This window comes from Bartonella melophagi K-2C (assembly GCF_000278255.1).
GTDB lineage: Bacteria > Pseudomonadota > Alphaproteobacteria > Rhizobiales > Rhizobiaceae > Bartonella > Bartonella melophagi.
The window spans coordinates 81,740-106,974 of sequence record NZ_JH725083.1; the positions used below are offsets into that span (position 1 = coordinate 81,740).

Annotated in this window: 22 protein-coding genes; 11 read left to right on the forward strand and 11 right to left on the reverse strand. The window is 35.7% G+C overall.

Annotated elements, in window-relative coordinates:
* Window positions 1-119 precede the first annotated feature (119 nt).
* Together rpsR and rpsF are read right to left on the reverse strand one after the other, a co-directional pair.
* Window positions 120-368 carry a 30S ribosomal protein S18 gene (gene rpsR, locus ME3_RS04405; RefSeq protein WP_007477487.1) on the reverse strand — a complete coding sequence of 83 codons (249 nt, stop codon included), beginning with the start codon at window positions 366-368 and terminating at the stop codon, window positions 120-122.
* On the reverse strand, window positions 368-775 hold the full coding sequence (rpsF, locus tag ME3_RS04410; RefSeq protein WP_007477489.1) for a 30S ribosomal protein S6: 408 nt from the start codon (window positions 773-775) through the stop codon (window positions 368-370). The genes rpsR and rpsF overlap by 1 nt, the downstream gene beginning before the upstream one ends.
* A gap of 356 nt (window positions 776-1,131) precedes the next feature.
* Here rpsF and ME3_RS04415 point away from each other — a divergent pair, with 356 nt between their 5' ends.
* The 7 genes from ME3_RS04415 to gmk all read left to right on the forward strand — a co-directional run bounded on the left by ME3_RS04415 (window position 1,132) and on the right by gmk (window position 7,330).
* Window positions 1,132-1,719: an undecaprenyl-diphosphatase gene (locus tag ME3_RS04415; RefSeq protein WP_007477491.1), complete on the forward strand. Its 588-nt coding sequence runs from the start codon at window positions 1,132-1,134 to the stop codon at window positions 1,717-1,719.
* 74 nt (window positions 1,720-1,793) lie between these two features.
* Window positions 1,794-2,738, forward strand: a complete 945-nt coding sequence (gene fabD / locus ME3_RS04420; protein ID WP_007477493.1) for an ACP S-malonyltransferase — start codon at window positions 1,794-1,796, stop codon at window positions 2,736-2,738.
* An 18-nt stretch (window positions 2,739-2,756) separates the two neighbouring features.
* Window positions 2,757-3,494: a 3-oxoacyl-[acyl-carrier-protein] reductase gene (gene fabG, locus ME3_RS04425; RefSeq protein ID WP_007477495.1), complete on the forward strand. Its 738-nt coding sequence runs from the start codon at window positions 2,757-2,759 to the stop codon at window positions 3,492-3,494.
* 261 nt (window positions 3,495-3,755) lie between these two features.
* A complete protein-coding gene (locus ME3_RS04430; protein ID WP_007477496.1) occupies window positions 3,756-3,992 on the forward strand; it encodes an acyl carrier protein in 237 nt (78 codons plus the stop codon).
* Between the two features lie 115 nt (window positions 3,993-4,107).
* Complete coding sequence (fabF, locus tag ME3_RS04435; RefSeq protein WP_007477498.1) at window positions 4,108-5,370, forward strand: beta-ketoacyl-ACP synthase II; 1,263 nt, start codon at window positions 4,108-4,110, stop codon at window positions 5,368-5,370.
* 107 nt (window positions 5,371-5,477) lie between these two features.
* Complete coding sequence (gene mltG / locus ME3_RS04440) at window positions 5,478-6,587, forward strand: endolytic transglycosylase MltG (protein ID WP_007477500.1); 1,110 nt, start codon at window positions 5,478-5,480, stop codon at window positions 6,585-6,587.
* A 77-nt stretch (window positions 6,588-6,664) separates the two neighbouring features.
* Window positions 6,665-7,330, forward strand: coding sequence for a guanylate kinase (gmk, locus tag ME3_RS04445; RefSeq protein ID WP_007477502.1), 666 nt, complete (start codon window positions 6,665-6,667; stop codon window positions 7,328-7,330).
* 49 nt (window positions 7,331-7,379) lie between these two features.
* On the opposite strand, the gene rsmA is transcribed toward gmk, so the two are convergent.
* From rsmA to lptF, 6 genes are all read right to left on the reverse strand, one after another.
* On the reverse strand, window positions 7,380-8,210 hold the full coding sequence (rsmA, locus tag ME3_RS04450) for a 16S rRNA (adenine(1518)-N(6)/adenine(1519)-N(6))-dimethyltransferase RsmA (RefSeq protein ID WP_007477505.1): 831 nt from the start codon (window positions 8,208-8,210) through the stop codon (window positions 7,380-7,382).
* Window positions 8,201-9,214, reverse strand: a complete 1,014-nt coding sequence (gene pdxA, locus ME3_RS04455; RefSeq protein WP_007477506.1) for a 4-hydroxythreonine-4-phosphate dehydrogenase PdxA — start codon at window positions 9,212-9,214, stop codon at window positions 8,201-8,203. The genes rsmA and pdxA overlap by 10 nt, the downstream gene beginning before the upstream one ends.
* Window positions 9,195-10,187: a peptidylprolyl isomerase gene (locus ME3_RS04460; RefSeq protein ID WP_007477507.1), complete on the reverse strand. Its 993-nt coding sequence runs from the start codon at window positions 10,185-10,187 to the stop codon at window positions 9,195-9,197. Before ME3_RS04460 ends, pdxA begins: the two co-directional genes overlap by 20 nt.
* A gap of 111 nt (window positions 10,188-10,298) precedes the next feature.
* Window positions 10,299-12,671: an LPS-assembly protein LptD gene (locus tag ME3_RS04465; protein ID WP_007477508.1), complete on the reverse strand. Its 2,373-nt coding sequence runs from the start codon at window positions 12,669-12,671 to the stop codon at window positions 10,299-10,301.
* Window positions 12,672-13,763, reverse strand: a complete 1,092-nt coding sequence (gene lptG, locus ME3_RS04470; RefSeq protein WP_007477509.1) for an LPS export ABC transporter permease LptG — start codon at window positions 13,761-13,763, stop codon at window positions 12,672-12,674. It lies immediately after the preceding gene.
* Entirely contained in the window at window positions 13,760-14,950 is a 1,191-nt protein-coding gene (gene lptF, locus ME3_RS04475; protein WP_007477510.1) for an LPS export ABC transporter permease LptF, read from the reverse strand. Before lptF ends, lptG begins: the two co-directional genes overlap by 4 nt.
* A 405-nt stretch (window positions 14,951-15,355) precedes the next feature.
* On the opposite strand from lptF, the gene ME3_RS04480 reads away from it, so the two are divergent.
* Both ME3_RS04480 and ME3_RS04485 read left to right on the forward strand, forming a co-directional pair.
* Window positions 15,356-15,802: a DNA polymerase III subunit chi gene (locus tag ME3_RS04480; RefSeq protein WP_007477511.1), complete on the forward strand. Its 447-nt coding sequence runs from the start codon at window positions 15,356-15,358 to the stop codon at window positions 15,800-15,802.
* Window positions 15,803-16,013: 211 nt separating this feature from the next.
* Window positions 16,014-16,238 carry a hypothetical protein gene (locus ME3_RS04485; protein ID WP_051011131.1) on the forward strand — a complete coding sequence of 75 codons (225 nt, stop codon included), beginning with the start codon at window positions 16,014-16,016 and terminating at the stop codon, window positions 16,236-16,238.
* On the opposite strand, the gene ME3_RS04490 is transcribed toward ME3_RS04485, so the two are convergent.
* Complete coding sequence (locus ME3_RS04490) at window positions 16,235-17,524, reverse strand: MFS transporter (RefSeq protein ID WP_007477513.1); 1,290 nt, start codon at window positions 17,522-17,524, stop codon at window positions 16,235-16,237. The genes ME3_RS04485 and ME3_RS04490 overlap by 4 nt on opposite strands.
* A 506-nt stretch (window positions 17,525-18,030) precedes the next feature.
* Here ME3_RS04490 and bafA point away from each other — a divergent pair.
* Complete coding sequence (bafA, locus tag ME3_RS04495; RefSeq protein WP_007477514.1) at window positions 18,031-20,532, forward strand: BafA family autotransporter; 2,502 nt, start codon at window positions 18,031-18,033, stop codon at window positions 20,530-20,532.
* A 1,258-nt stretch (window positions 20,533-21,790) separates the two neighbouring features.
* Window positions 21,791-22,213, forward strand: a complete 423-nt coding sequence (ndk, locus tag ME3_RS04500; RefSeq protein WP_007477515.1) for a nucleoside-diphosphate kinase — start codon at window positions 21,791-21,793, stop codon at window positions 22,211-22,213.
* Window positions 22,214-22,529: 316 nt separating this feature from the next.
* Here the strand turns inward: ndk and pgsA are convergent, their stop codons facing one another.
* Together pgsA and uvrC are read right to left on the reverse strand one after the other, a co-directional pair.
* The gene (pgsA, locus tag ME3_RS04505) at window positions 22,530-23,111 is read right to left on the reverse strand and encodes a CDP-diacylglycerol--glycerol-3-phosphate 3-phosphatidyltransferase (RefSeq protein WP_007477516.1); all 582 of its coding nucleotides are present in this window, start codon (window positions 23,109-23,111) and stop codon (window positions 22,530-22,532) included.
* A gap of 75 nt (window positions 23,112-23,186) precedes the next feature.
* Window positions 23,187-25,172 carry an excinuclease ABC subunit UvrC gene (uvrC, locus tag ME3_RS04510; protein WP_007477517.1) on the reverse strand — a complete coding sequence of 662 codons (1,986 nt, stop codon included), beginning with the start codon at window positions 25,170-25,172 and terminating at the stop codon, window positions 23,187-23,189.
* Window positions 25,173-25,235: the final 63 nt, after the last annotated feature.

Consider the following 25,235-nt stretch of genomic DNA (forward strand, 5'->3'; position numbering starts at 1 on the left):
AACTTTAGGTATTTTAACGTTTGCGTACTTGTACTTGTATGTGGAGTAATTAGTGTACTTCTGACATACCAATAAAATAGTTTAAAAATATTCTGATTCTATTTTGAATATATAACAGTCTATTTAACAACATATGGAAGCAACCCAAGAAAACGGGCACGTTTGATAGCATTAGCTAATTCACGCTGTTTTTTCTGACTGACGGCGGTAATACGTGAAGGAACAATTTTACCACGTTCTGAAATGTAACGCTGTAACAGCTTAATGTCTTTATAATCAATCTTCGGAGCATTTGCACCTGAAAACGGACACGTTTTACGACGACGATGAAAAGGACGACGTACAGGGGTTTGATTAATTTCAATCATTATTCTATTCCTTCTGTGGTGTCTTCATGTTGATGGCGCGTAGGGCGAGACCGCTCCTCATCTTTGCTAAAGGAGTCTTCCTGATTAGATCGTGAAAGCATGGCAGATTGTTCTTTTTCATGCTTTTCTACGCGGATTGTCATATAACGCAAAACGTCTTCGTTAATGCGCATTTGACGCTCAATTTCAGCAATTGCTGCAGCTGGGGCATCGATATTAAGCAATATATAGTGAGCTTTGCGGTTTTTGCGGATACGGTAAGCAAGAGCGCAAAGACCCCAATCTTCAATACGCTCGATTGTTCCTCCGTGCGCTTCAATGACATTTTTATAAATTTTTAAAAGTTCATCAATCTGCTGTGGCGTGACACCCTGTCGGGCAAGAAACACGTGTTCATAAAGAGCCATTAATTTTGCCTTTCTTCAATTAAACTTCACCAGTTTTGGCGCAAAGCCTCTGCGACTTGTCTTTTTAGGAAACCCAAAAAGAAGAAAGGACGCATTTATAATTCGAGACATCCGAGAGTGGAGATACAGGAGGTCGGAATTATTGTATTTCCTGCTGGTATTTTCCAGTCCTCCGTTCAACCTCCAGCCAAATGCTGGTAAATGAGTAGCTGATATTTATAGCTTATCTCAAAAAATAGCAAGTTGATGATTACAAAAAATGTGACTTAATTAAGTTTTGATATATTTTTATATATCTATTGCCTTTAAATATATAAAATAACATTCTGTGGGCTGTAGGAATAAAAGAGGTAAAAATGGTTTTTTTAGACCAGATTGATGTAGCGCTTTTTGAGATACTTTCTGGCAATCATCAAATGGGGATGGTGTTGGTTTGGATTGCTATTATTTGCGCAAAGTTTTTAATTTATGTGATTCCTGTACATCTTTGTGTGCTGTGGTTTTGCAGTGGATATATGGAACGACGTGTAGCGCTAAGTATTTGTGTTAGCATTTGTGCTGCTCTTTTTTTTAGTTATCTTATTTCTCTTGTTTATTTTCGTCCACGTCCGTTTGTTGCGGGTTTAACACAGTCACTGATTGAACATAGAGCAACAGCTTCTTTTCCTAGCCATCATGCTCTAGTTATTGCATCTTACACTATTTGCCTTTATTTCTATCAGTACAAACTTGCCTCTAAGTTTGCGTTAGTGCTGTTATTTTTGATCTGTTGGGGGCGTATTTTTACTGGTGTGCATTATCCTTTTGATGTTTTAAGTGGTGCAGTTTTGGGAAGTCTAACAAGTTGGGGTGTTATTCGATTGATTGCACCTTATTTTCCTGAGTTTTTATATCAAATTCCACCCTTAAAATATAATTTTAAGACAAATATCTGTTCTAAATAGGTTGCTTTGTTTTGATTTATGCTTATGTGTTGGGGCAATAACAAATATTAATGCTCGATTGGGGAGTTAAACTAATGGTAGCAGCATTTACTTTTCCAGGCCAGGGAAGCCAAGTTGTTGGTATGGGCAAAATGCTTGCAGAGCAATTTGTTGAAGCACGTATGGTCTTTGAGGAAGTTGATGATGCTTTAGGTGAAAAATTATCACATATTATTTTTGAAGGGCCAGAGCATGTTCTTGCATTAACAGCAAATGCACAACCAGCTTTGATGGCTGTATCGCTAGCAATTATTCGTGTGATGGAAAAGTTGGGATTAGATATAGAATCAAAGGTAAAATTTGTTGCAGGACATTCTTTAGGGGAATATTCAGCACTTTGTGCGGTTCGTACATTGAGTTTGGCTGATACAGCAAGGCTTTTACGAATTCGTGGTAATGCTATGCAGAGGGCTGTCGCTGTTGGTGAAGGTTTAATGGCAGCACTTATCGGTTTGGATGAACAGAATGTTGAAGAAATTTGCAACACCGTTTTAGGAGAAGGTTTATGTCAGATTGCTAATGACAATGGTGGTGGACAAATTGTTATTTCAGGTGAAGCAAAAGCAGTTGAAATGGCAATGAAAACTGCTTTAGAAAAAGGTGCTAAGCGTGCGCTTCTTCTACCGGTTTCAGCGCCGTTCCATTCGGCTTTAATGCAACCTGCTGCTGATGTAATGAAAGATGCTCTTTTCGCTGTTAACAAAGTAGCACCTATTGTTCCGGTTGTTGCAAATATTTCTGTTGCACCAGAAAGTAATCCAGAGCGCATTTTTATGCTACTTGTTGAACAAGTGACTGGGCGAGTGCGATGGCGTGAAACGGTTGAGTGGTTTGGATCCAATGGAGTTGATACACTTTTTGAAGTTGGTTCTGGAAAAGTGTTAACAGGTTTAGCTCGACGTATTAATAAAGATATTAAGGGGTTAACAATTGGTACTGCTAAAGAAATTGAAAGTGCATTACAGGTACTAGGTATTTAATTTTAGAAAGTTTGAAAGATGTTTAAATTAACAGGTCGTAAAGCTCTCGTAACGGGAGCGTCAGGGGATATTGGTGAGGCAATTGCGCGTTTTTTTCATGCGCAAGGAGCAATTGTTGGGCTTCATGGAACACGTGAGGAAAAGCTCAAGGAAATTGCTGCAGATCTTGGTCGGAATGTTTTTGTTTTTCCTGCTAACTTTTTTGAGCGTGAAAGCATTAAACAATTGGCTGAAACGGTAGAAAAAGAGATGGGTGATGTCGACATTCTTGTTAATAATGCTGGTATCACTCAAGATGGCCTTTTTGTGCGCATGCAAGACCAACATTGGGATGATGTATTAGCTGTCAATTTGACAGCTACTTTTACTCTAACGCGTGAATTGATACATGCTATGATGCGGCGTCGCTACGGACGTATTATTAATATAACATCTATTGTCGGTGTTGTTGGTAATCCTGGGCAAACAAATTATTGTGCTGCGAAAGCTGGTGTGATAGGTTTTTCTAAATCATTGGCACAGGAAATTGCATCACGAAATATAACTGTTAATTGCATTGCTCCAGGATTTATTAAATCTGCGATGACTGATAAACTTAATGAAAAGCAGAAAGATGCAATTATGGCTGCTATTCCTATGAAGCGTATGGGCATAGGTGAAGATATAGCTTCTGCAGCTGTTTATTTAGCGAGTGATGAAGCAGCGTATGTCACAGGTCAGACGATCCATGTTAATGGTGGTATGGCAATGATCTGACTATTTATTTTATTCTACATTGATTTATAAGCTTTATTATTTTAGATAATAACAAGTGAAATAAAGCGATGCATTTATTTCTTTGACGGGGTGATTGCTCAATCTTATATCTACGATGCAAAATTAGTTCATTTTTAAAGGATATCCACAGAATGTTCTAAAAATCATCGTTAAAATTTTGGAGCAATGCATCTATTGCTTGATTAGGTGAACCTATATCGCTAACCAAACAGGGAAACAATATAGAATTGTGAGGATAATATGAGTAATACAGAAGAGCGCGTTAAGAAGATTATCGTAGAGCATCTTGGAGTTGACGCAGATAAAGTTGTAGAAAATGCAAGCTTTATTGATGATCTAGGTGCAGATAGCCTTGATACGGTTGAGCTCGTTATGGCTTTTGAAGAAGAGTTTGGTGTAGAGATCCCAGATGATGCTGCTGAAACGATTTTCACAGTTGGTGATGCTGTAAAATTTATTGATAAAGCTTCTGTGTAATTTGATGTAAAGGGTAAAAGTGGTAGAATGCTTTTGCCTTTATTCTTTACTTAAAGCCATTTGAATTTGAACATATGGCTTTGAGGGGGTGAAGGGTTGATTCAAGGTTTAAAATATGAGACGGGTTGTTGTTACTGGTTTGGGATTAGTATCTCCATTAGCTGGTAATGTCGAATATAGCTGGAAGCGGCTTCTTGAAGGGAAAAGTGGTGTTCGACGTATTACTGAATTTGATGTAGTTGATTTACCGTGTCAAATTGCTGCACGTATCCCCTTGGGGGATGGAACAAACGGTACATATAATGCTGATTTGCATATGGAGCCTAGGGAACAGCGCAAAGTGGATGCATTTATTACTTATGCGGTAGCTGCTGCCGATCAAGCATTTGCAGATGCTGAATGGTGTCCCAAAAATGATGAAGACCAAATTCGTACGGGTGTGATGATTGGTTCTGGTGTTGGCGGTATTGAAGGCATTGTTGAAGCTGGTTATACACTTCGTGATAAAGGGCCAAGGAGGGTTTCTCCTTTTTTTATTCCAGGACGTTTGATTAACCTTGCATCTGGTTATGTTTCTATTAAATATGGTTTACGTGGTCCTAATCATTCAGTTGTAACAGCTTGTTCAACGGGTGCGCATGCGATTGGTGATGCAGCTCGTTTGATTGCGCTGGGTGATGCGGATGTGATGGCGGCAGGTGGTGCTGAATCCCCAATCAATCGGATATCTCTTGCTGGTTTTGCTGCTTGTAAAGCTCTTTCTACTGGCCGTAATGATGATCCTGAGCGTGCATCACGCCCTTATGATGCAGATCGCGATGGTTTTGTTATGGGAGAGGGAGCTGCAGTTGTCATTTTAGAAGAGCTTGAGCATGCAAAAAAGCGAGGTGCTCGTATTTATGCTGAGGTTATTGGTTATGGTTTATCTGGCGATGCTTATCATATTACAGCTCCTTCAGAAAGTGGCGAAGGCGCTCAGCGCAGTATGGTAGCTGCTCTTAAACGTGCACAAGTGAATGTATGTGATATTGATTATATTAATGCTCACGGTACATCAACAATGGCTGACGTTATAGAATTAACAGCTGTTGAGCGTGTTTTAGGTAGCCATGCGTCGCAGGTATCAATGTCATCAACAAAATCGTCTATTGGGCATTTGCTTGGTGCGGCTGGTGCGGCTGAGGCTATTTTTTGTATTTTAGCAATACGAGATAATATAGCGCCAGCTACCCTTAATCTTGATAATCCATCGATTGAAACAAAAATTGATCTTGTGCCACATAAACCACGTGAACGAAAAATTGATACGATTCTTTCTAATTCATTTGGTTTTGGGGGAACAAATGCATCTTTGGTGATGCGACGCTTTGGAGAATAGTAAACATTTTTATTTATTATTATCGCTTCTTGAGCTTTTTTCTTTATAATAAATTTAGGGTAAAAAGTGATAGTATAATATTTAAAAGTTACCAAAATTGATAAATCATGTCCGATGCGAAAAATGAAGTACTGCCAAAGGATGTAAATGATTCTTTATTGAATCATTTGCTACATAATAATGATGTGTTACCGTATAAAAAGCGGAAGAGATCGTCTATTTCTCGTAATCCATTTGTCATTCTCGGTAATTTTTTTCTAATGTTGATAGTGGTTATTATTTTGGCTGTCAGCATTCCTCTTTATATTGGAAAAAGTGTATTTGAAGGAAAGGGAACGGCTGAGAAAGAAGAAATTATTTTAATCCGTCCTGGAATAGGAATTCGTGAAATTGCATCATTGCTTGAACAACGTAGTCTTATTCGATCATCTGATGTTTTTGTTTATGGAGTTGGTTATCATCAGAGTACGACACGTCTTAAAGCGGGTGAGTATTTGATACCAGTTCACGCTTCGATGAAGGATATTATGGATATTCTTGTAAAGGGAAAGTCTATTGAGCATACATTTACAGTACCAGAAGGTTTAACGGTTCAACAGGTTTTTGATCGATTAGCTGCTAATGAAGTTTTGGTTGGTGATCTTCCTGAGGTTTTACCTCCAGAAGGGAGTTTAATGACTGATACTGTTCATTTCATTCGTGGTACAACACGTGCAGAGATTATAAAGAGATTGCGTGAAGAACAAACAAAATTGATTAGTGAGATATGGGAATCTCGTTCATCCAATTTACCAATCAAGACCGTTGATGAATTTGTTATATTGGCATCAATTGTTGAAAAGGAAACGGGAATTGCGTCAGAAAGACCTCAAATTGCTGCAGTATTTTATAACCGCCTTTCTAAAGGTATGCGCCTTCAATCCGATCCAACAGTAATTTATGGTATTTTTGGTGGAAAAGGTAAACCTTCAGATCGCCCAATTTATCGCTCGGATCTTGAGAAGGAAACTCCATATAATACTTATAAAATTAATGGGTTACCGCCAACAGCTATTGCGAATCCAAGTCGTGATTCTTTAAAAGCAGTAGCACATGCACCGAAAAGTGATGCACTCTATTTTGTAGCTGATGGTTCGGGCGGGCATATTTTTTCTAAAACTTTAGATGAACATCATAAGAATGTCCGTAAGTGGCGTGCATTAGAGAAAATACGTTAGATCTCTTTAGAATCTGAAAATTCATAACTTAAATTTTAATATACGGTTTTAGAAAAAACTAAAAAAAGAGTGACATGATGGCATTACCAGATAGTAAATTAAGCGCTCAAACAACAAATAGACGTCGTGGTTTTCTATTTATTCTCTCTTCACCTTCAGGCGCTGGTAAATCAACCCTTTCTCGGTTAATGCTGAAAGATGAACAATTAAAACTATCTATAAGTGTGACAACACGACAAAAACGTCCTAGTGAAGTAGATGGTTTCCATTATCACTTTATTTCAAAGGAAGAATTTGAACATAAGCGTGATAAAGATGAATTTATAGAATGGGCTGAAGTTCATGGAAATTATTATGGGACTTTACGTAAAAACGTTGAAAATGCGCTGATAAATGGCCAAGATATGTTGTTTGATATTGATTATCAAGGGACCGAACAGCTTCAACAAAAAATGCCAGGAGATACTGTATCTGTTTTTATCCTCCCCCCATCGATGAAAGAGTTAGTTTCCCGTTTACATCGTCGAGCAGAAGATAGTCAGAGTATTATTGATCTACGGTTGAATAATGCACGAACAGAGATACAACAATGGCGTTCTTACGATTATGTTGTGATTAATGAAGATTTAAATCAGTCCTTATTACTTATTAAATCAATTTATCTAGGAGAAACAGTGAAACGTAAGCGTTGCAGTTTTCTTGAATCTTTCGTTAATACACTTGTTACCGAAAGAATTGATTGAGGCACTTATTATTTTAGAAAGCCTTTACATGAGTAAAAATTTTAAACTTTTAAATAACCAAATTTGCTAAAGATACAAATTCAGAAATAGAGAGTGTTTCAGCTCGACGTGCTCCGTCAATTCCAGATTTTTCTAAAAGCATTTCGCCTCCAATAGTTTTAAGACTTTGACGAAGCATTTTCCGCTTTTGTCCAAAGGCAGCTTTTGTTACAAGGCTTAATTTTTGTGTTGAACAGGGGAGAGGTTGTGAACGCGGAATAATGTGAACAACGGAAGAAGTAACTTTAGGTATTGGTGTGAAGGCTTTTGGAGAAACGTCAAAAGCAATTTTTGCAATAGCGCGCCAGCCAATTAATACACTAAGGCGGCCATAGTGAGGGGAATGAGGAATAGCGGTAATACGTTTGGCTACTTCACGTTGAAACATCAGTGTCATTGATTTATAAAAAGGAGGCCATGGTTCAGTTAAAATCCAGTTTAATAAGAGCTGTGTTCCAATATTGTATGGAAGATTTGCAATGATATGTGGTTTCTCTGGATATGCTTCAAAAATTTTTGAAAAATTTTGCTTTAGTGCATCATTACAAATAACCTTTAATTTCTGCGGATAGTGTTTTTCTATATCTAATAGCGCCTGTAGACAACGTTTATCACGTTCTATTACTGTTACAATGGCACCTTTTGCGAGCAAGGCACGTGTTAAACCTCCAGGGCCTGGACCAACCTCAATGACAGGTTTTCCTGCTATATTTCCTGCTTGTTGAGCGATTTTGGATGTTAAATTAAGATCAAAAAGGAAATTTTGACCAAGAGATTTATTAGCTTGCAGTCCGTATGTATTAATTACTTCACGCAGAGGGGGGAGGTTATCTATTGGCATGTTGTAAAACTATTTTTAGCAAGTTGATTTGCGAGTGTAAGAGCAGCAATAAAGCTTTCAGGAGAGGCTATTCCCTTGTTGGCAATGTCAAAAGCAGTTCCATGATCTGGAGATGTTCGAATAAAGGGCAATCCTAAGGTAATATTAACAGTGGCATCAAAGTCCAAAGTTTTAACGGGAATAAGGGCTTGATCGTGATACATGCAAAGAGCAATGTCATATGTTTGTCTCGCACGTTGATGGAACATTGTATCAGGAGGTAGAGGGCCTATGATATTAAGCCCCTTTTTCTTAAGGTATTTAATTGCAGGAGCAATAATTTCGATATCTTCTTTTCCCATCGTACCATCTTCTCCCGCATGCGGGTTAAGACCGGCTACAGCTAAACGAGGTGTATTGATAGCAAATCGTTTTTTTAAATCATTTTCAACAATTAATGCAGTTTGAATGATTAAGTTATACGTGAGGTGTAAGGGAATTTCATTAAGTGGAATATGAACAGTAATAGGCACTGTTTTTAATTGCGGTCCGGATAACATCATAACTGGGTGGTAATGTTTATTTGAAGCTTTATAGGCAAGATAAGCAAGAAATTCAGTATGGCCTGGAAATTTAAATCCAGCATCATAAAGGCTTTTTTTTGCAATAGGGCACGTAATTATTGCACACGCATAACCATCTTGAATCAATTGAACGCCGCGTGTGATAGCTTCAACTATTCCAACGATATTGCTTGATGAGGGGATTCCTAATTGGTCATTTTGCCGATTTTTTAATGGCATTACAGGAAGAGCCATTTGGAAATTTTTTACAAGATTATTTACAAAAACAGTTTCTATATTAACATTGAGTTGTAAAAAATGAGCACGTGAACGAATAACTTCAGGATCAGCTAAAAGAACAAAGGGTGGAATATGCCGTATATTACGCATACTCCACGCTTTTAAAACTATTTCAGGGCCAATACCGGCTGGATCACCACTACTAACGACTAGTGGAACCATGATGATTTTGAATATGCGCTCTTTGTCGCAATTCTTTCAAATATTTCTCACTTAAAGCTTCAAGTTTTTGAGGAGTCCTTTTTTGACTGTCTTGAATAGAAAACATAAGTTGGGCAACACGATCATCAGAAATTTTTTTTATTTGGCAGACAGCAAGCGCTTCGATACCATATGGAGTTTCATGCGGTTGGGTCATTTTTCCAGCAGGTGTTGCACGGATAGCTTGTTCCCAATCTGTAGGAAGTTGAGGTTCCAAAAATTTACCTAAATTACGAACAGTAACATCTAGAATGCCTCGTGTTTGTTTTTTGGTGTTATTGCATCCTCGGAAATGTGCACGGAAATTGTTTATTTCTTGTATACGTTTTGTGAAAAGTTCTGCACGACGGTGGGCAGGAATAACAAAAATAATTTGCTGTAATGTATATTCATTTGTTGAAGGTTTTATACCACCATTTTTTAATATTCTATGTGCGGCTTCTTGTTCACTAAGGTACCCATCTTCAGATTGATAACGCGCATTAACAAGACGCCCCCATCCCATTTGTCCGCTAATATATGCTTTAAAGTGCTCTTCTGTGACCTCAGTTTGATTCAACATTTCACTAAGCTGTTCAACGGTCATATTATTTTGTTCTGCAAAATTTTCAAAAGCGCTATTAATCTCATTATCACTAACATCAATATTAAGACGCTTTATTTCAATATTTTTAAGCATCTCATCAATGAGTTCATTTCTAGCTTGTGCAGAAAGATCGCCCTGTTTTTGTTGTAATTTGAGAAAAGCGATGCGTCTTTGAATATCGTAATTTGTAATAGGATTACCATTTACTGTGATAGCAACTGTTGTTTGCGCAAATACTGATGATATAAAAAATGCGCCTGTAAAGCTACTTACACCCAAAACAGCAATGCAAAAGGTCAAAATAGAAGTGTAAAATAAAACAAAAGAACTATTTTTAAATCTGTTCATATAAGTAAAATTTCGTATTGTTTATTAATTTTCATTGGCAAATCAAAATATATGTTTTCCTACATAAAAACAATGACAAGTTAAAGTATTTCTACATTATTGCTACATTCATTATAAATCTAATTTTATCTTTTGCCCAATATCTGTGATTGTACGTAATGAAAGAGAGAAATTAAAATTCTGTAAAGGTGCATTTTTTCCTGGATTAATTATTTGCTGATAGCCGATTTTTATTTCAAAACATTCATCTTTATAATTTAAATTTATTTCCCGCTTTACAAATGTACTAGATACTAAGTTATAGCTGATATTGTTATATATAGACCAATATTTAGAAAATTTAATACCAATTTGAAGAGAAATTTCTTGACGATCTTGTGTATATTCATAATTGGGTTGGCTTTGGATATAAGCATATTGTAAGGATGCTCTAAAATTTTCCCATTTTTGAGATGCTTCTACTTCACCACGGCGGATTTGACCTGTTTTTTTATCAAAACGTCCACGAGATTCTAAAGCAAAACCACTGTCATGGTTTGCATTAAACATTGCAACATAGTCTGAACGAGATGTTTCAAGACCAGAATTAGCACTTACATTGACAAAGTCTTTTTCTGCGAAAGAATTTTTTCCTGCAAGATGAAAAGATTGTCCAACAAGACCATAAAGTGACCAATCATTGTTGAAACTTCCGGAATATCTTAGGCCTATATTTGCTCTTGTTCCACCTTCGATACGGTCATAACCAGAGAATTTGTCACGTTGAAATAGAGTTGTTGCATCAAATACGAAGCTTTGTGCATCTTCATTTGGTAATAGTCCGGCATATTGTTCATTATTGCGTATAAAGAGTTGTGCTGTTGGTTCTAAGACATGTGTAGAAATGTCAGAAGTTACAAGGAGAGGGTAACGTAATTCTAAACCTGCTGTTGCCATGCCGCGAATAGTTGGTGAGGCAATGTTAAATTTTATCGACGAGTCATTTATGAAATGGTCAATATAACTTTCCTGGGCATTTGTTATTGTATCAGTACGTAATGCGAGAATAGGGGTTATTAGTAATCCGTTTTGTGTATTAAAACGCTTTTTCCATTCTATTTCACCTGTTAACCGAAAACTATTTCCAGGTATATCAGAAGGCCGAGAGACATAAGGGGGATGTTCTTGCCAATCGGTATAGTTGAAGTCAGAGTGATTACGATAAATTGATTGCATATTGCCATGAAAAGTAAGTTCCCCAGTGTAAACTTCTTTGTCTGGTGTGAAAAAATAATCGATACGGGGTAAAACCCATGCTTGCTGAGAATGACGTTTGTTGATGGTATTTATAGGTATCAAATCTTGGACTGTGAAATGGTAAAAACGCGTATCAAAGTAATTTTTTTCTCCAAGGCCGTTCAAATAAAACTGAGAAAGTTGTACAGGATTACTATAGTTTTCAAGTTTATATGTACGGCTAAAATGCCTATCTGACTGGGCAAAAATATCCCAACCATAAGTCCAACGTGAATTAATACGGAAATCGCCTTTTGTTGCCACCATATAACGGTTATTTTTTTGCGCATCAATTGTGTTATTATCGAACTTATGAGGATTAATTTGATATATATGAGCAAAACGGATGTTATAATTTCCTGTTTTTAAACGCTGACGCCATTCTCCTTCAGTTAAAAGTCCTTGTTTTGTATAGAAAGTGGGGGAAAGTGTAAAATCATAATGAGGTGAGAGATTCCAGAAATAAGAATTCTTAATACCGATACCAAGATGATCAGTATAAGAAAGATGAGGAGCAAGTAAACCGCTGATACGTTTTATATTTGGATCAGGAAGTTCAAAAATAGGAAGCCGGACAATTGGTACACCAAAAACTTCAAAAAGACCGTCTTCAAATTGAATTGTTTTAGTGGTGCTATTCCATATAATCTTTTTTGCTTTAATTTGCCAAAAGACTTCACTATCTGATTTGTAATGATGAGGTTCACACGCTGTATAGACAGCATTATTGAAGATTGTAAGCTGACTGCCCTTGCGTTCAGCATTTTCAGCTAAAAAATGAGTGTTGTTAACAGCTTCAACGCGTAAAAAATTTACAAATCCTTCACCAAGGTCTTGAGTCATGTCAATATAATCAGAATAGACTTTATTACCATCCTTTTGAACAATTTCAACATTTCCTTGTGCTATAATACGTCCTGTTTTTTGATTGTAAGTGACTTTTTGGGCAATAACTTTATTGTTATCATATTCAATTTGAACATTTCCTTCAGCAGAGACAGTGGCTGCGTCATGGTTGTAAGTGAGTTTGTCAGCAGAAAGTAAAAGGGGGGATGTTAGGGATTGAATGTGGTTTTGAGGGGAAAGATTAAAATTTTGTGCTATTGCAGAATAAGATAAGGTTATGCCTAAAACAAAACTAATAACACTTTTAAAAAATAATGTGCTCAGTTTTGTCAAAATTATCCTCTTACTTGTAAGCAATTTCACTTAGCCATCCTCTTTATGAAGTAAAAAGGAAACTCCAAAAAACAACGCAATAACAACTGGTGTCCAAGCAGCAATAACTGGAGGAATGTATCCAGCATTACCGAAGGCTTGAACGAGTACGGAAATGACATAAAGCATGAATCCAGCGATTACACCACCAAGAATTAATGCTTTAGATTGTCCAAGGCGTGTGAATTTTAGTGATACTGTTGCTGCAATAAGAGTCATTGCTACAAGTAATGCTGGTAATGCAATCAATGATTGCAAATACATATCGAACTTATTTGCAGAATAACCGAATGATCGTGCAGCTGAAATTTTTCTTGGTAATTTGTAAAATGGAATAGTTGCAGGATCGGCTAAATATTCAGTTAAAAACTCGGGTTTTAGATTTGTTTTTATCCGAAATTCAGTAAATTTTTCAGGAACATAACCTGTTTTATAGATCGTTCCATTCGTTAGCAGCCAAGCGTCATTTGTTAATGTTGCTTGTTTTGCGTGGATCCAGTTCTTAACTGTTGCGTTATCATTATATTGCACAAAGATCGCATCAATAAGAGAGAGACCTTGCTGTGTTATTGATCTGGCTCCAATAGTTGTTGTCCCTAAATTTGTGTGTTGCGTTAACCATGGGATACGATTTTTATTGATAGATGTTTGAACATTATTACTATGCCATTCAGCAATCATTTTTTCTGCTTGAGAAGATCCCCATGCGGCAAGTGGATTTATAAAAAGAATCGAAAATAATCCAAAAAGAAAAGCTCCAAGACAAGCAGGTATGAGAAATTGCCACGCAGAAACACCGATTGAGCGAGCAACAACAAATTCAAATTTTTTATTAAGTGATATTAGCATGGTCATTGCAGAAAATAGCGCAATAAAAGGAAAGAGTTTCTGCATAATAAAAGGAATACGCAACGCTGAAATGAGAAGTGCACCTTTTGCTGTATAATGAGGAAGAGAGGCTAATCGACCAGAATTTTCTGTAAAATCAATTAAAAGAGCAAGTATAAAAATACTCAATACAAAATAACAGGTTGTTTTAATATAACGTGCAAAAAAATATCGTCCAAGCGTCCATCCAATCATGATGTTTTGTCCGAAGAATAGTTAGATTTTCGATATTCAGATTTATCCGTCATTTTTTGAAAAAGTATTTGAATAGTATCATTGAGTTTTGCAGGCATACTAATTTTACGGTTTGTCAGTAGCATAAAAAAGATTAATATGCTTACTCCTAAGGGCGTAATATAGAGCAGAGGGACGTAAGTGAGATCATTCTTTGTTTTTTCAGCAAAAAAATATTCTATCCAATAAATCAGCAAGGAGAAAGTAATCGTGAAAACAATTGCTGATGTACGTGCTTGTCGATGTGAACGTGCATCTCCTACTGCAGCTACTGCAATTAAAGCAAAAACAATTGGGTAGAGCCACTCTGTGAGTCGACGGTGAAATTCAGCTTTGTATTGAAGCGGGTTACGCTGATAATAAGGATCATATGGGTCAGGATGCAATAAATAAGAAAGAGGCCTGTCTTTAGGATAAATAGTTGGTACTCCATTGTTGGGAATGAATTCACTTAAGCTAAAAGTATAGGAGTTAAATTTAACAATCGAAACACTATCATTTTGATAATTCACTCTTTCAATTTCACCGTTATTGAGGACAAGAAAATTTCCATTTTTATTACTAACAATTGTACCTTTTTTTGCGTAATAGAGAAGATCAATCTTAGAATCGCGCTGGTCGGCAATGAAAAGATGTCCAATGGTTCCATCTGGGTACCGTTCGCCAATTTCTATATAAAGATTGTTTGTTAGTGCTTGAAAGCTGCCTTCGCGAATAAAAAGATTAATGAGATCTGAATGAGTGTTTGCCAGCATTTGTCGCATATTAAGGCGCGCTTGAGGAGCAACAAAATTAGCGGTTGAAAAAGATGTACATGCAGTAAAAATAGCTAAAAGAAGAATTGGTTTTAAAACAGTGTTTTTGGAAAAGCCAGAGGCGCTGATAATAGCTAACTCTGAGTCTTGATTCATTGTTGAAAGGATAGTCGTAATTGCAATCACTAGTGCAAATGGGATGATAAGGGAAATAACAGGAGGAACTAATAAGGATGAAAAGTATAAAACTGTTAGGAATGTTTGCCCACTTGTTGTAAGAAAATCAATTCGTGCAAGGACTTGCACTGTCAAGCTAATACCGATTGCTGCGACCATCACAGCGCTAAATAAAATAAAAACACGTTTTAGGATGTATAACTCAATAATACGCATAAATTGGGTAACATCCTTAGTTTTAATTTAAAGAAGATACTATATAATGTGCCAAATTAATAAGATATGGTAGTCAAAAACTTAAAAACGACCTTTTTGTGCTCTTTTTTCTAGTAAGCAACAGGAGATAATTAAATAATCTTAATTCATTTTGCCATGTTTTTTCAAGTGTGGTATCAAGAAAAGCTGAGAAAATAACACAGAATAAATTTTTTCATTTATTGTAAAAAAAATATAATTCTTCTTATTTCTCTTTGCTATTGTTTAATATTTTATAAAAAGACAATACACACATAATAAGAAAAAATATGGTGTTTCCGAGCCGTTCCTTCTCTTTTTAGAAATACAGAAATGTTTCAAAAAAAGTGCTACACTTTTTCGATAAAGAGTGATGAGGATTAAGAGATGGATATTCTGTTCTATCATTTAACACAGTCAACATTAGAAGATATTTTACCAGTTTTGGTAGAACGTGCAGTTGCACGTTTTGAAAGAGTAACAATACAATGTATAAGTGAAGAACAGCGCGATGCCATAGATACTCGTTTATGGGTTTACGCTGAAGGATCATTTATTGGGCATGGAACTGAATGCGATAAATATCCAAATTTTCAGCCTGTATTTCTCACTACGGGCTATGAGAACCCGAATGATTCAAAAATACGCTTTCTTGTGGAGGGAGCAGTTTGTCCGGATATTAATATTTATCAACGGCTTGTAGTGATATTTGATGGTCGTAATGACAAACAATTGAATCTTGCTCGTGCACAGTGGAAAGAATATGGAACAGAAAACCATAATTTAACTTACTGGAAGCAGACTGAAAGTCGCGGTTGGGAAAAACAAATTTGATATGCATAGCATTTATTATTCTATTCTAATTTATTGGTATTGTCAGGATAATTAATAAAGAACTCTTTATTAGGAAAAAATTAGAAGGAAAGTCATTGGGTTTTATTGTTATTTTTCTTTTGGGGAGCGATAAAAATATTGCCTGTAATCACAATATTCAAATGGAATAATAGCGGTGGTTGATCGGATTTTACTTGTTTTATGGTCAGTAATGCTGGCTTTTTTTTGTGTTTCATGGTTGGGTACAACGCATATTCTATCACAAATATTTTCTATCATTCATATTGATTATATTGCAGATATTTTATTCTTTTTTCTTTGTGTATTGTTTGCGGGGATATTGTGGTGGAGTGTACCTCGACCAATGTCTTTAAAAATAAAATTGGCAGCATTTCTGCCGCCAGCGTTAATTTTATTATATTTCATTGTATCTTAGTAAGATATCTCTTTATCTGTAAAGCAAATAAAGCAAATAAGTGAAATAAAAGCAGAAAAGAGGAGATAATAGCCGACGTAAGTCACATCAAAATACTGCACCAAAGATTCTGCAATATAAGGTGCAAAAGATCCGCCAACAATACCAGCTAAGTTGAATGTTAAGGATACACCAGTGTACCGAATGGCTGTTGGGAATGGTGATGCAAGAATGGTACCCAATGGGCTATATGTAATCCCTAGAAGCATTAAGCCAATGATAGACATTGCAAGAACGCCTACAATTCCAGAATGTAGAAAGTAAGGAATTGCAAAAGAGTAAATGCCAGTACTTATTGTTACCCAAATCATCAAAGTTCTGCGCTTAATACGATCAGCGAATTTTCCAGTAAGGGCAATAGAAAGGCCAAAAACAATAGCTCCAATCATCTCTATTTGCAGTGTTTGATTAAATGGTAATTGCAGATAATTTTTTGAATAACTTAATAAATAGGCAGTGACTAAATAAAATAAGACAAATGCTGTCATGCTGGCAAATGTACCAAGAAGTACAATCCGTGGATATTTGAAGAACACATTGATAACAGGTACTTTGACACGCTCTTCATGATCAAGCGTTTTTTTAAATTCAAGTGTTTCACCAATTGAAGTACGCACCCATAATCCTAAGATGACGAGAAAAGCTGAAGCAATGAATGGAATACGCCATCCCCACGTGAAAAGTTGGTCAGAGTCAAGTGTGTTCCACAGCCCAAAATAAACTGCAATAGATAAAAGTAAACCAGCTGGAGATCCTAATTGAGGAAACATTGCATACCAACCACGTTTTTCTGGTGGAGCATTTTCTGTTGCAAGTAGGACAGCTCCACCCCATTCTCCTCCTAATCCAATTCCTTGACCAAGACGGCACATAGTTAAAAGAAAAGGCGCCCACCAACCGACTGTTTCATAAGTGGGAAGAATGCCAATGATAACTGTTGAAATACCCATTGTGAGAAGAGCAGCGACAAGTGTTGCTTTCCGTCCGATTTTATCACCAAAATGTCCAAAAATAATAGATCCGAGAGGACGGGCAAAAAAAGCAACACCAAAAACAAGGAAAGATTGTAGAATAGCCAGTTGATTGTTTTGCGGTGGAAAAAACAAATAAGGAAATATAAGAGCTGCAGCGGTTGCAAAAATGTAAAAGTCGAAATATTCAATTGTTGTGCCAACAAGGCTTGCTAACAAAATTCGAATAGGTGAATTTGTTTGATTTACGCGCTGTCTTTCTACGCTTATAGACATGAATAGGATATTCCTTTTAATATAGATAATTAAAATATTAAGATAAAATTTTAATAGTTATAAGAATTTCATATTAGTGTCGAGTCAGTATTGTTACGATTTAATTGTATAAGAATAATAATAGGGCATGATAAGAGTGAGGGAATATGTATTATTACTACTAATCATGCTATTTATTAAATTAGCGTTAGGTTAAATGTAATAAAAAATCTTTTTTAAAAGCAGCAGGGGGAGAGAGATATATCATTCTGCATAAACGGCTTAATCTCTCAATTATTTCATTTTGTATTTTTATTGAAGAATATTGTTTTCATTTTTCTACACAAATTTGTTTTTACAAGATCAAGAAAACCAATGAAAAGCACTTTAGCAATTTCTGATTAAAATTTATTATCACTGTAAATAAAACACATTACGACATAAATAAAACACATTATGATATAAATAGGAACACTCTGTTAAGAAGGAGGAGTGTTTATTTAATTATTGATAATGGAGTGTAGATTGTGCAGCACAAATACAGACTAAATGTTTCGATATTATTAATGAGTAGTCTTCTCATACAAAATGCAGATGCACGTGAAAAAATTACTGAAAATGGAGATGAGTTGTTGAAAAGTTTAGTAATTAATAATGGGAGGGTACAGAGAAACACACATACTACTTGGGGTGTCAGTCAGAATATTACAATTAGAAGAGGTGATATTGAGATTGTTAAGCACGGAAATTCAATAAATGCTACCATTACCGAAGGTGGAAAACAGGTAGTTATGGGTGGGGCAACTGCAATGAATACTAAAGTCAAAGGTGGTAAGCAATTTGTTTTAGGGACTAGTGATTACCAAAGTAGAAATAGTAGTGTGTATGATGCTGTAATTTCAGGTAAAGATGGAATTCTAGGGCAGCAGAATGTGTATGATGGTGGTAGAACTTGGAATACAAAAGTTATGCAAGGAGGGGAGCAAAATATTTATAAAGTACAAACAGAAAAAGGTGGCATTGCGTCAAATACTGAAGTTTCTGAAAATGGTAGACAGAATGTTTTAGCAGGAGGCGAGGCTGACGGTGTCACTTTAAAAGAGCAAGCTATTCAAATAGTATATTGGGGTGGGGTTGTAAAAGATTTAACAATTAATAGTTTTGGCAATTCATGGGTGCATACTGGCGCAACATTAAAAGGAAAAACAATAGTTAATAGTGGTGGTTATCTTCACCTTTATGCTGCTGATCCTAAAAACCATATTACAAAAGAAAACGTTATTATAAGTGAACAAAAAAGTATACCGTTGTTTTTTGTTGATACATGGAACGTTAAAAATAGCTCTCAGGTTAGTATTGAAAATTTAAGTGGGAATGGAACTGTTAATTTTACTTCTGTTAAGTATGACCCTCACCACTTACATCTTCATGTTGCAAATCTTTCAGGTGGTTTACATTTCCAGTTTAATTTAAGTAATACAGGGAGTCATAATGATTATCTCTTTATTAAAAATGGTAAAGGTGATCATAGAATAAGCGTCCTTGATTCTGGTGTTGAGATTACAAATTCTTTTCTGCAAAAGAATAACAGAGTTACCGAGCGTAATTTAATTACTGATGAAAGTGGTGGAGCTAATTTTTCTTTGACAGATCGATCTGGGCGAAATATTGGGACTATTGATGGTGGAACCTACATGTATGGTTTGTATTACAGAAAGAAAAATGGAAAAAATGAAAAAATTTGGTATTTGGGTGCAAACATTCCTAAAACGCAGAGTCGATCTCGTCGGTACGCGAATCAGCATGATTTCGATACTTCAGTGCTCAGTTCAGAAAGTCCGCAGGTTTCTGATGTATTAACTGCTCCATTTATGGAAGATCAGGCTGCTGAATCTAGATCTCGAAGGCGTCCTCCTCGGCATGTGAGTCAGCATAAGTCTGATATTTTAGTGCTTAGCTCAGAAACCCCGCAGGTTATTGATTTGTCAACTGCTTCATTTGCAGAAGATCAGGCTGATGATCTTAAATCTCGAAAACATTCTCATCGGTATTTGAGTCAGCATCAACCAAACTCTTCGGAGTTTGATTTAGAGAAAACTCAAGCTTCTGATTTTTTAACCACTCCCTCGACTGATGCAGTACTGTCTCTAGCAGTTGCTCCTGAGCTTGTTTTTAACAATGAATTACAAAGTTTGCGTGGTGGAAGGGATATTTTAGAGAGAAATAGGGAGAATGCAACTTTCTGGACATATACGATCAAGAACAAAGAACGAATTGCTACAGGTCATACACACTTTAAGTTGGATCAAACAGGGATAATGTTGGGTACTGATTGGGTAACACAATTACTATATGGAAAGCTCTATATTGGTGGTTTTGGCAGTTATGATCAAGCACGTATTAACCATGCTCGTCGTGGTGTCAGTGGTATGGATACTTATAGCTTTGGAACTTATGCAGCCTATTTAAATGAATATGGTTGGTATTTGGATAATATTGTGAAATATAATCGTTACCAAAATCATCTTAAAGCAGTTTCTACAAGTGGCTTAGCTATCCAAGGAGACTATAATCAATGGGCGATAGGTACATCCTTGGAAGGAGGTTATCGTTTTCAAACAGGGCAGAGCACTTGGGTGCGACCTTATAGTCAATTCACATGGTTACAGGTTAAAGGTAAAGAAATACAGCTTTCCAATGGTATGACAGGTGATATAACTCTATCTACTTCATTACGTAGTGAAATTGGATTATCTATCAGGCATACATTTAACTTTAATACAAATGCTTCGTTAATAGGTTATGTAACGGCCGCTTGGTTGCGTGAGTATATAGATAATAATCATACAATAATTAATAAACGGCATAAATTTATCACTGACTTGTCTGACAATGCAGGTAAATTGGCAATAGGTTTGAATAGTTTTGTCAGCAAAAACTTAACATTTTATACAGAAGCTCAATATCTTAAAGGTCATAAAATGACGCAGTCACTTCAGGGAATTTTGGGTATACGCTATAGTTTTTAAGTATGCGATTATTTGTTCTTTGATTAACTTTAGATATGTATTTGCTTATTGCAAATAAATTCTTCAATGTAAAACCTATTTTGAAAAAATGTACTTTGTCATAATAAGCTTTAAGGTATTTAGGCCTTAATGTATTGTTGTGTGTTGTGTTTTTTGTATTTTGTCCTCTTATTTAATCCTTAGATCTTAGAGGCATATTTTAGAACAAACGAGGTATTTTTAAGTTAAATAAAATCTCATGGAATGAAAAAAGAGTCTTTGTTTTGCCTGCTTTTGAAATATATGAATGATTTGACCTAATTAATTGATCAAGAGAGGATGTAAAAAAGTATCTCTTTTATAAAAGAGAATAAAAAGAAAGTAGAGTAGTAGCTTTAATTCTTACGTTTATTTGTATTTTGTGTTGATAAAACAATGTAAATTAATGCATTTGAAATTCTTTTATTTTTTTTTATGCTTGTGCATATTTTATAATTTTTTTAAGAAGTAGGGTTATGAAAATAGGTAAAAGCTCATTCTTCATTGAAATGGACAGTTCGTTTATTGAAAATACTTATTAATGCTTTAGTTCTGGCTATTTATGTGTGTGATAATACAAGATTGAAATGTTTTTAACGATGTTGTTTTGTTGGCTGTTTTTACAAAAGCAACTTTGTTTCTTGGAGAAGTTAAGAACTTCTATTAACAATGTATGAATAGCAATAATACGTATAAGCTTAATTTCTATTTATACTTTAAGGAAAAGATTAGCATATTTTTTGTCGTAGCTAGAACAATTTCAAGCAAAGATTGTTTAGTTTTTTGTATTTCTTAGATAACTTGCTCAATTCATTATTTTAAGACATGATGATATTACCACTTTATGGTGGGAGGTCACCTGTGATAGCGTGAGAAAGATTAATTTCCAATTACTATGATGGTAGATCTAGCTTTTGAACCGATGGGATGGGAAAGTGATTTGGAGCAGTGGCCAATCAAAAATATCTAGCCATATGTATTGCAATATCATTAGATATTAAATGAAATGAGAATTTTCCTTTTTGTATGGATTTTAAATCAACACGATTAGATTTGACCTATAGAAAATGGAAGATGATTTTATAGGTATGAAGTTATTGACTGATAGCATTTCTATTTTAGAGATAAGCTTTGTAACAATATGCAGTTTTAAAATTGATATAAATTCACTAACGGTTACTTGGCAAAAGGCTCCTTATAGAATAACAAGATAATTTTTTATGAAATTAAAGGTAATCAAATGGCTGTAGAACGTACTTTTTCGATGATTAAACCCGATGCAACGCGTCGTAATTTAACAGGAGCAATTACTAAAATGCTTGAAGATTCAGGTTTACGTGTTATTGCATCTAAGCGTGTGTGGATGAGTCAACATGAAGCTGAAGGGTTTTATGCGGTTCATAAAGAACGCCCTTTCTTTGGAGAGTTAGTACAATTTATGTCTTCTGGTCCAACTGTTGTTCAGGTGTTGGAAGGTGAAGATGCAATCGCGAAAAACCGTGAAGTTATGGGGGCTACAAATCCTGCTGATGCACAGGAAGGGACAATTCGTAAAGTATATGCCTTGTCGATTGGTGAAAATTCTGTTCATGGTTCAGATAGTGCTGAATCTGCAAAAATAGAAATAGCTTATTGGTTTTCCTATATTGAAATCGTTGGTTAATGAAAGCATGTGCGAAAAGCAGAAAATCCTGAAATAGTGTTCAAGATTTTTTTTCTGCTAAGCTATAGATCTCTATTCAAAAGTTCATAAATATCATATAAACTTTTCGATTGTTTTAAGACAATACTCCATTTCAAATATATGCAATGGAGTATTTTATCACGACAAAAGCTCAGAAATGCATAATTGTAATCAATGGCTTTATTATTTGCATATTTTTCGATTTTACCATTGAGATAAAAAACATTACATTTCAGTACATAGTGTTGGATATTTTTCTAACTGCTAATTAAGTCATAATTTTATCATTTATCTTTTATGTAATAACGTGTTTTAAGCCTGCACGAAAATAATCCCATCCTGTCCACAATGTGAGAAGAGCTGCAATCCATAGCATAATTATGCCAAATTCCATTGTATAAGGGAAAATTTTATTACCAGCTGGGCCCGCTAAGAGAAAGACAATAGCTACCATTTGTACAGAAGTTTTCCATTTTGCAAGACGAGAGACAGGAACACTAACTTTTAATTCAACCAAATATTCACGTAATCCTGATACAAGAATTTCCCTACAAAGAATGATAATGGCTGCCCAAAGTGTCCACCCAGCAATAGTGCTATCTGCAGCAAGCAAGAGCAAACATGATGAGACAAGCAGTTTATCTGCGATTGGATCTAACATACGACCGATGTTGGATGTTTGTCTCCAAATACGGGCAAGATAACCATCCAAAAAATCTGTAATAGATGCAATCACAAAAATAAAAACAGCAATCCAACGCCCAATATCACTTGATTGTAACCGTCCTTCTAAAAAAAAACACGCAACAACTAATGGAACCGCAACAATTCGTGCATAAGTCAGAATATTTGGAAAAGAAAAAGTATGATTTTCCATTGAGCCGTTTTCAATCCTTTGTGAAGTACAGCATGTTTTATAAACGTAACAAGGCAATGAATATGAAGCAAGTCCTTATTTTTCATTAAAATGATTATGAATTTTTTGTGCCATTGCGGTGGAAATACCTGCCACTTTGTTTAAATCTTCGACAGAAGCGTTGGCAATGGCTTTGGTGCTTCCAAAATGGTTAAGCAAAGCGTATTTTCTTGTGGGGCCTATATTTTCGACTTCATCAAGTAGATTTTTAAATGTTTCTTTTTTTCGTTTTGTTCTATGGGTTTCGATCGCAAAACGATGTGCTTCATCACGTAAACGTTGCAAAAAATAAAGAATAGGATCGTGTGGGGACAGTGTGAAGGGTGGTTTTCCTTTTATAAAAAATCGTTCACGACCGGCGTTACGGTTAGCACCTTTTGCCATACCGATTGCTGTGACAAGATTATCTAATCCCAATTGAGATAATAATGTACGAACGACATTTATTTGTCCTTCACCACCATCAATTAAGATAAGATCAGGCCAAGTTGGAAAAGAATTATCACTATCATTTTTTGTATCTTTGTTCCTATTGGGCAAGCCATGTTCTTTAATAAGGCGTGAAAATCTTCGTTCAATAACTTCTTTCATCATGCCAAAATCATCACCAGGCGTAATATCGGTCGAACGAATGTTGAATTTGCGATATTGATTTTTGATAAATCCTGTTTGATCAAAAACAACCATCGCACCTACCGCATTGGTACCCATGATATGTGAATTGTCATAGATTTCTATGCGGCGTGGAGTATGGGGTAGTTGAAATGTTTCAGCAACACCTTGAAGGAGTTTTATATGTGTTGCTGTTTCAGCAAGTTTGCGTCCCAGCGCTTCGTAAGCATTGGTATAAGCGTGATTAACAAGAGATTTGCGTTCACCTTTTTGCGGTAAAGATAAAGATATTTTGTGATTTGATTTTAGATTTAATGCTTCTGTAAGAAGGGCTTCTTCTTCAATTTTTTCCGATAAAAGGATGAGTTTTGGAATTGGTTTATCATCATAAAATTGAGTGATAAAACTCGTTAAAATCTCAGCATTAGAGAAAGATGAATCTGCTTTTGGAAAATAAGCTCGATTTCCCCAATTTTGCCCCATGCGGAAAAAAAACACTTGAATACAAGTCATTCCTCCTTGTTGTGCAATTGCAAATACATCCGCTTCTTTTACCGTTTGAGGATTAATGCCTTGATGGCTTTGTATATGAGAAAGGGCTGATAAACGGTTGCGATAAGCAATAGCTTGTTCAAAATCAAGATTTTCTGAGGCTTTATGCATAGCTTGAGCCATATCTTTTTTTACCGATTGGCTTTTTCCAGAAAGGAAAGCTTTTGCTTTTTGAACCAGTTTTATATAATCGCTATCATTGATTTCATGTGTACAAGGGGCTGAACATCGCTTGATTTGATAAAGCAAACAAGGTCGTGTGCGATTGTTAAAAACTGAATCAGCACAAGTTCTTAATAAAAAAGCACGTTGCAAAGCGTTGATTGTTTGTGTAACAGCACCGGAAGAGGCAAAAGGACCAAAATAATGGGCTTTTCGTGTTCGAGCACCACGATGTTTGTAAAGTGCAGGTGCTCGGTGATCATCAGTGATAATGATATAGGGAAAGCTTTTGTCATCGCGCAGTAATACATTAAAACGTGGGTGTAATCTTTTGATGAGGTTAGCTTCTAAAAGTAATGCTTCTGTCTCTGTATGGGTAACAACAAATTCCATATGACATGTCGCACTAATCATACGGATAATACGGTTATTATGCCCTTGTTCACGGGTATAGCTTGAAACGCGTTTTTTTAAATTCCGTGCTTTACCAACATAGAGAACGTCACCATTTTCATTAAACATTCTATAAACCCCTGGTTTATGAGGAAGGTGTTTAACAAATTCTTGTATAAGTGCAGCTCCTTTGAGTTGATGGTTATTATTTCTTTGGTGAGCATTGTCCCATATGATGTTAGACAGAAAAGATAGTTTTTTTTCTTTATTTGGAAGACAGGATGTATCGTTTTTCAGGGTCATTCAATTTTTCCAACAAGATTTTGCGTTTGCCACGTGAAATGTTGTTTTCTGTCAAGTATTATT

Coding starts and splice junctions, on each gene's coding strand:
- rpsR (WP_007477487.1), bottom strand. CDS start 368: ATGATTGAAATTAATCAAACCCCTGTACGTCGTCCTTTTCATCGTCGT.
- rpsF (WP_007477489.1), bottom strand. CDS start 775: ATGGCTCTTTATGAACACGTGTTTCTTGCCCGACAGGGTGTCACGCCA.
- ME3_RS04415 (WP_007477491.1), top strand. CDS start 1,132: ATGGTTTTTTTAGACCAGATTGATGTAGCGCTTTTTGAGATACTTTCT.
- fabD (WP_007477493.1), top strand. CDS start 1,794: ATGGTAGCAGCATTTACTTTTCCAGGCCAGGGAAGCCAAGTTGTTGGT.
- fabG (WP_007477495.1), top strand. CDS start 2,757: ATGTTTAAATTAACAGGTCGTAAAGCTCTCGTAACGGGAGCGTCAGGG.
- ME3_RS04430 (WP_007477496.1), top strand. CDS start 3,756: ATGAGTAATACAGAAGAGCGCGTTAAGAAGATTATCGTAGAGCATCTT.
- fabF (WP_007477498.1), top strand. CDS start 4,108: ATGAGACGGGTTGTTGTTACTGGTTTGGGATTAGTATCTCCATTAGCT.
- mltG (WP_007477500.1), top strand. CDS start 5,478: ATGTCCGATGCGAAAAATGAAGTACTGCCAAAGGATGTAAATGATTCT.
- gmk (WP_007477502.1), top strand. CDS start 6,665: ATGGCATTACCAGATAGTAAATTAAGCGCTCAAACAACAAATAGACGT.
- rsmA (WP_007477505.1), bottom strand. CDS start 8,210: ATGCCAATAGATAACCTCCCCCCTCTGCGTGAAGTAATTAATACATAC.
- pdxA (WP_007477506.1), bottom strand. CDS start 9,214: ATGGTTCCACTAGTCGTTAGTAGTGGTGATCCAGCCGGTATTGGCCCT.
- ME3_RS04460 (WP_007477507.1), bottom strand. CDS start 10,187: ATGAACAGATTTAAAAATAGTTCTTTTGTTTTATTTTACACTTCTATT.
- lptG (WP_007477509.1), bottom strand. CDS start 13,763: ATGATTGGATGGACGCTTGGACGATATTTTTTTGCACGTTATATTAAA.
- lptF (WP_007477510.1), bottom strand. CDS start 14,950: ATGCGTATTATTGAGTTATACATCCTAAAACGTGTTTTTATTTTATTT.
- ME3_RS04480 (WP_007477511.1), top strand. CDS start 15,356: ATGGATATTCTGTTCTATCATTTAACACAGTCAACATTAGAAGATATT.
- ME3_RS04485 (WP_051011131.1), top strand. CDS start 16,014: ATGCTGGCTTTTTTTTGTGTTTCATGGTTGGGTACAACGCATATTCTA.
- ME3_RS04490 (WP_007477513.1), bottom strand. CDS start 17,524: ATGTCTATAAGCGTAGAAAGACAGCGCGTAAATCAAACAAATTCACCT.
- ndk (WP_007477515.1), top strand. CDS start 21,791: ATGGCTGTAGAACGTACTTTTTCGATGATTAAACCCGATGCAACGCGT.
- pgsA (WP_007477516.1), bottom strand. CDS start 23,111: ATGGAAAATCATACTTTTTCTTTTCCAAATATTCTGACTTATGCACGA.
- uvrC (WP_007477517.1), bottom strand. CDS start 25,172: ATGACCCTGAAAAACGATACATCCTGTCTTCCAAATAAAGAAAAAAAA.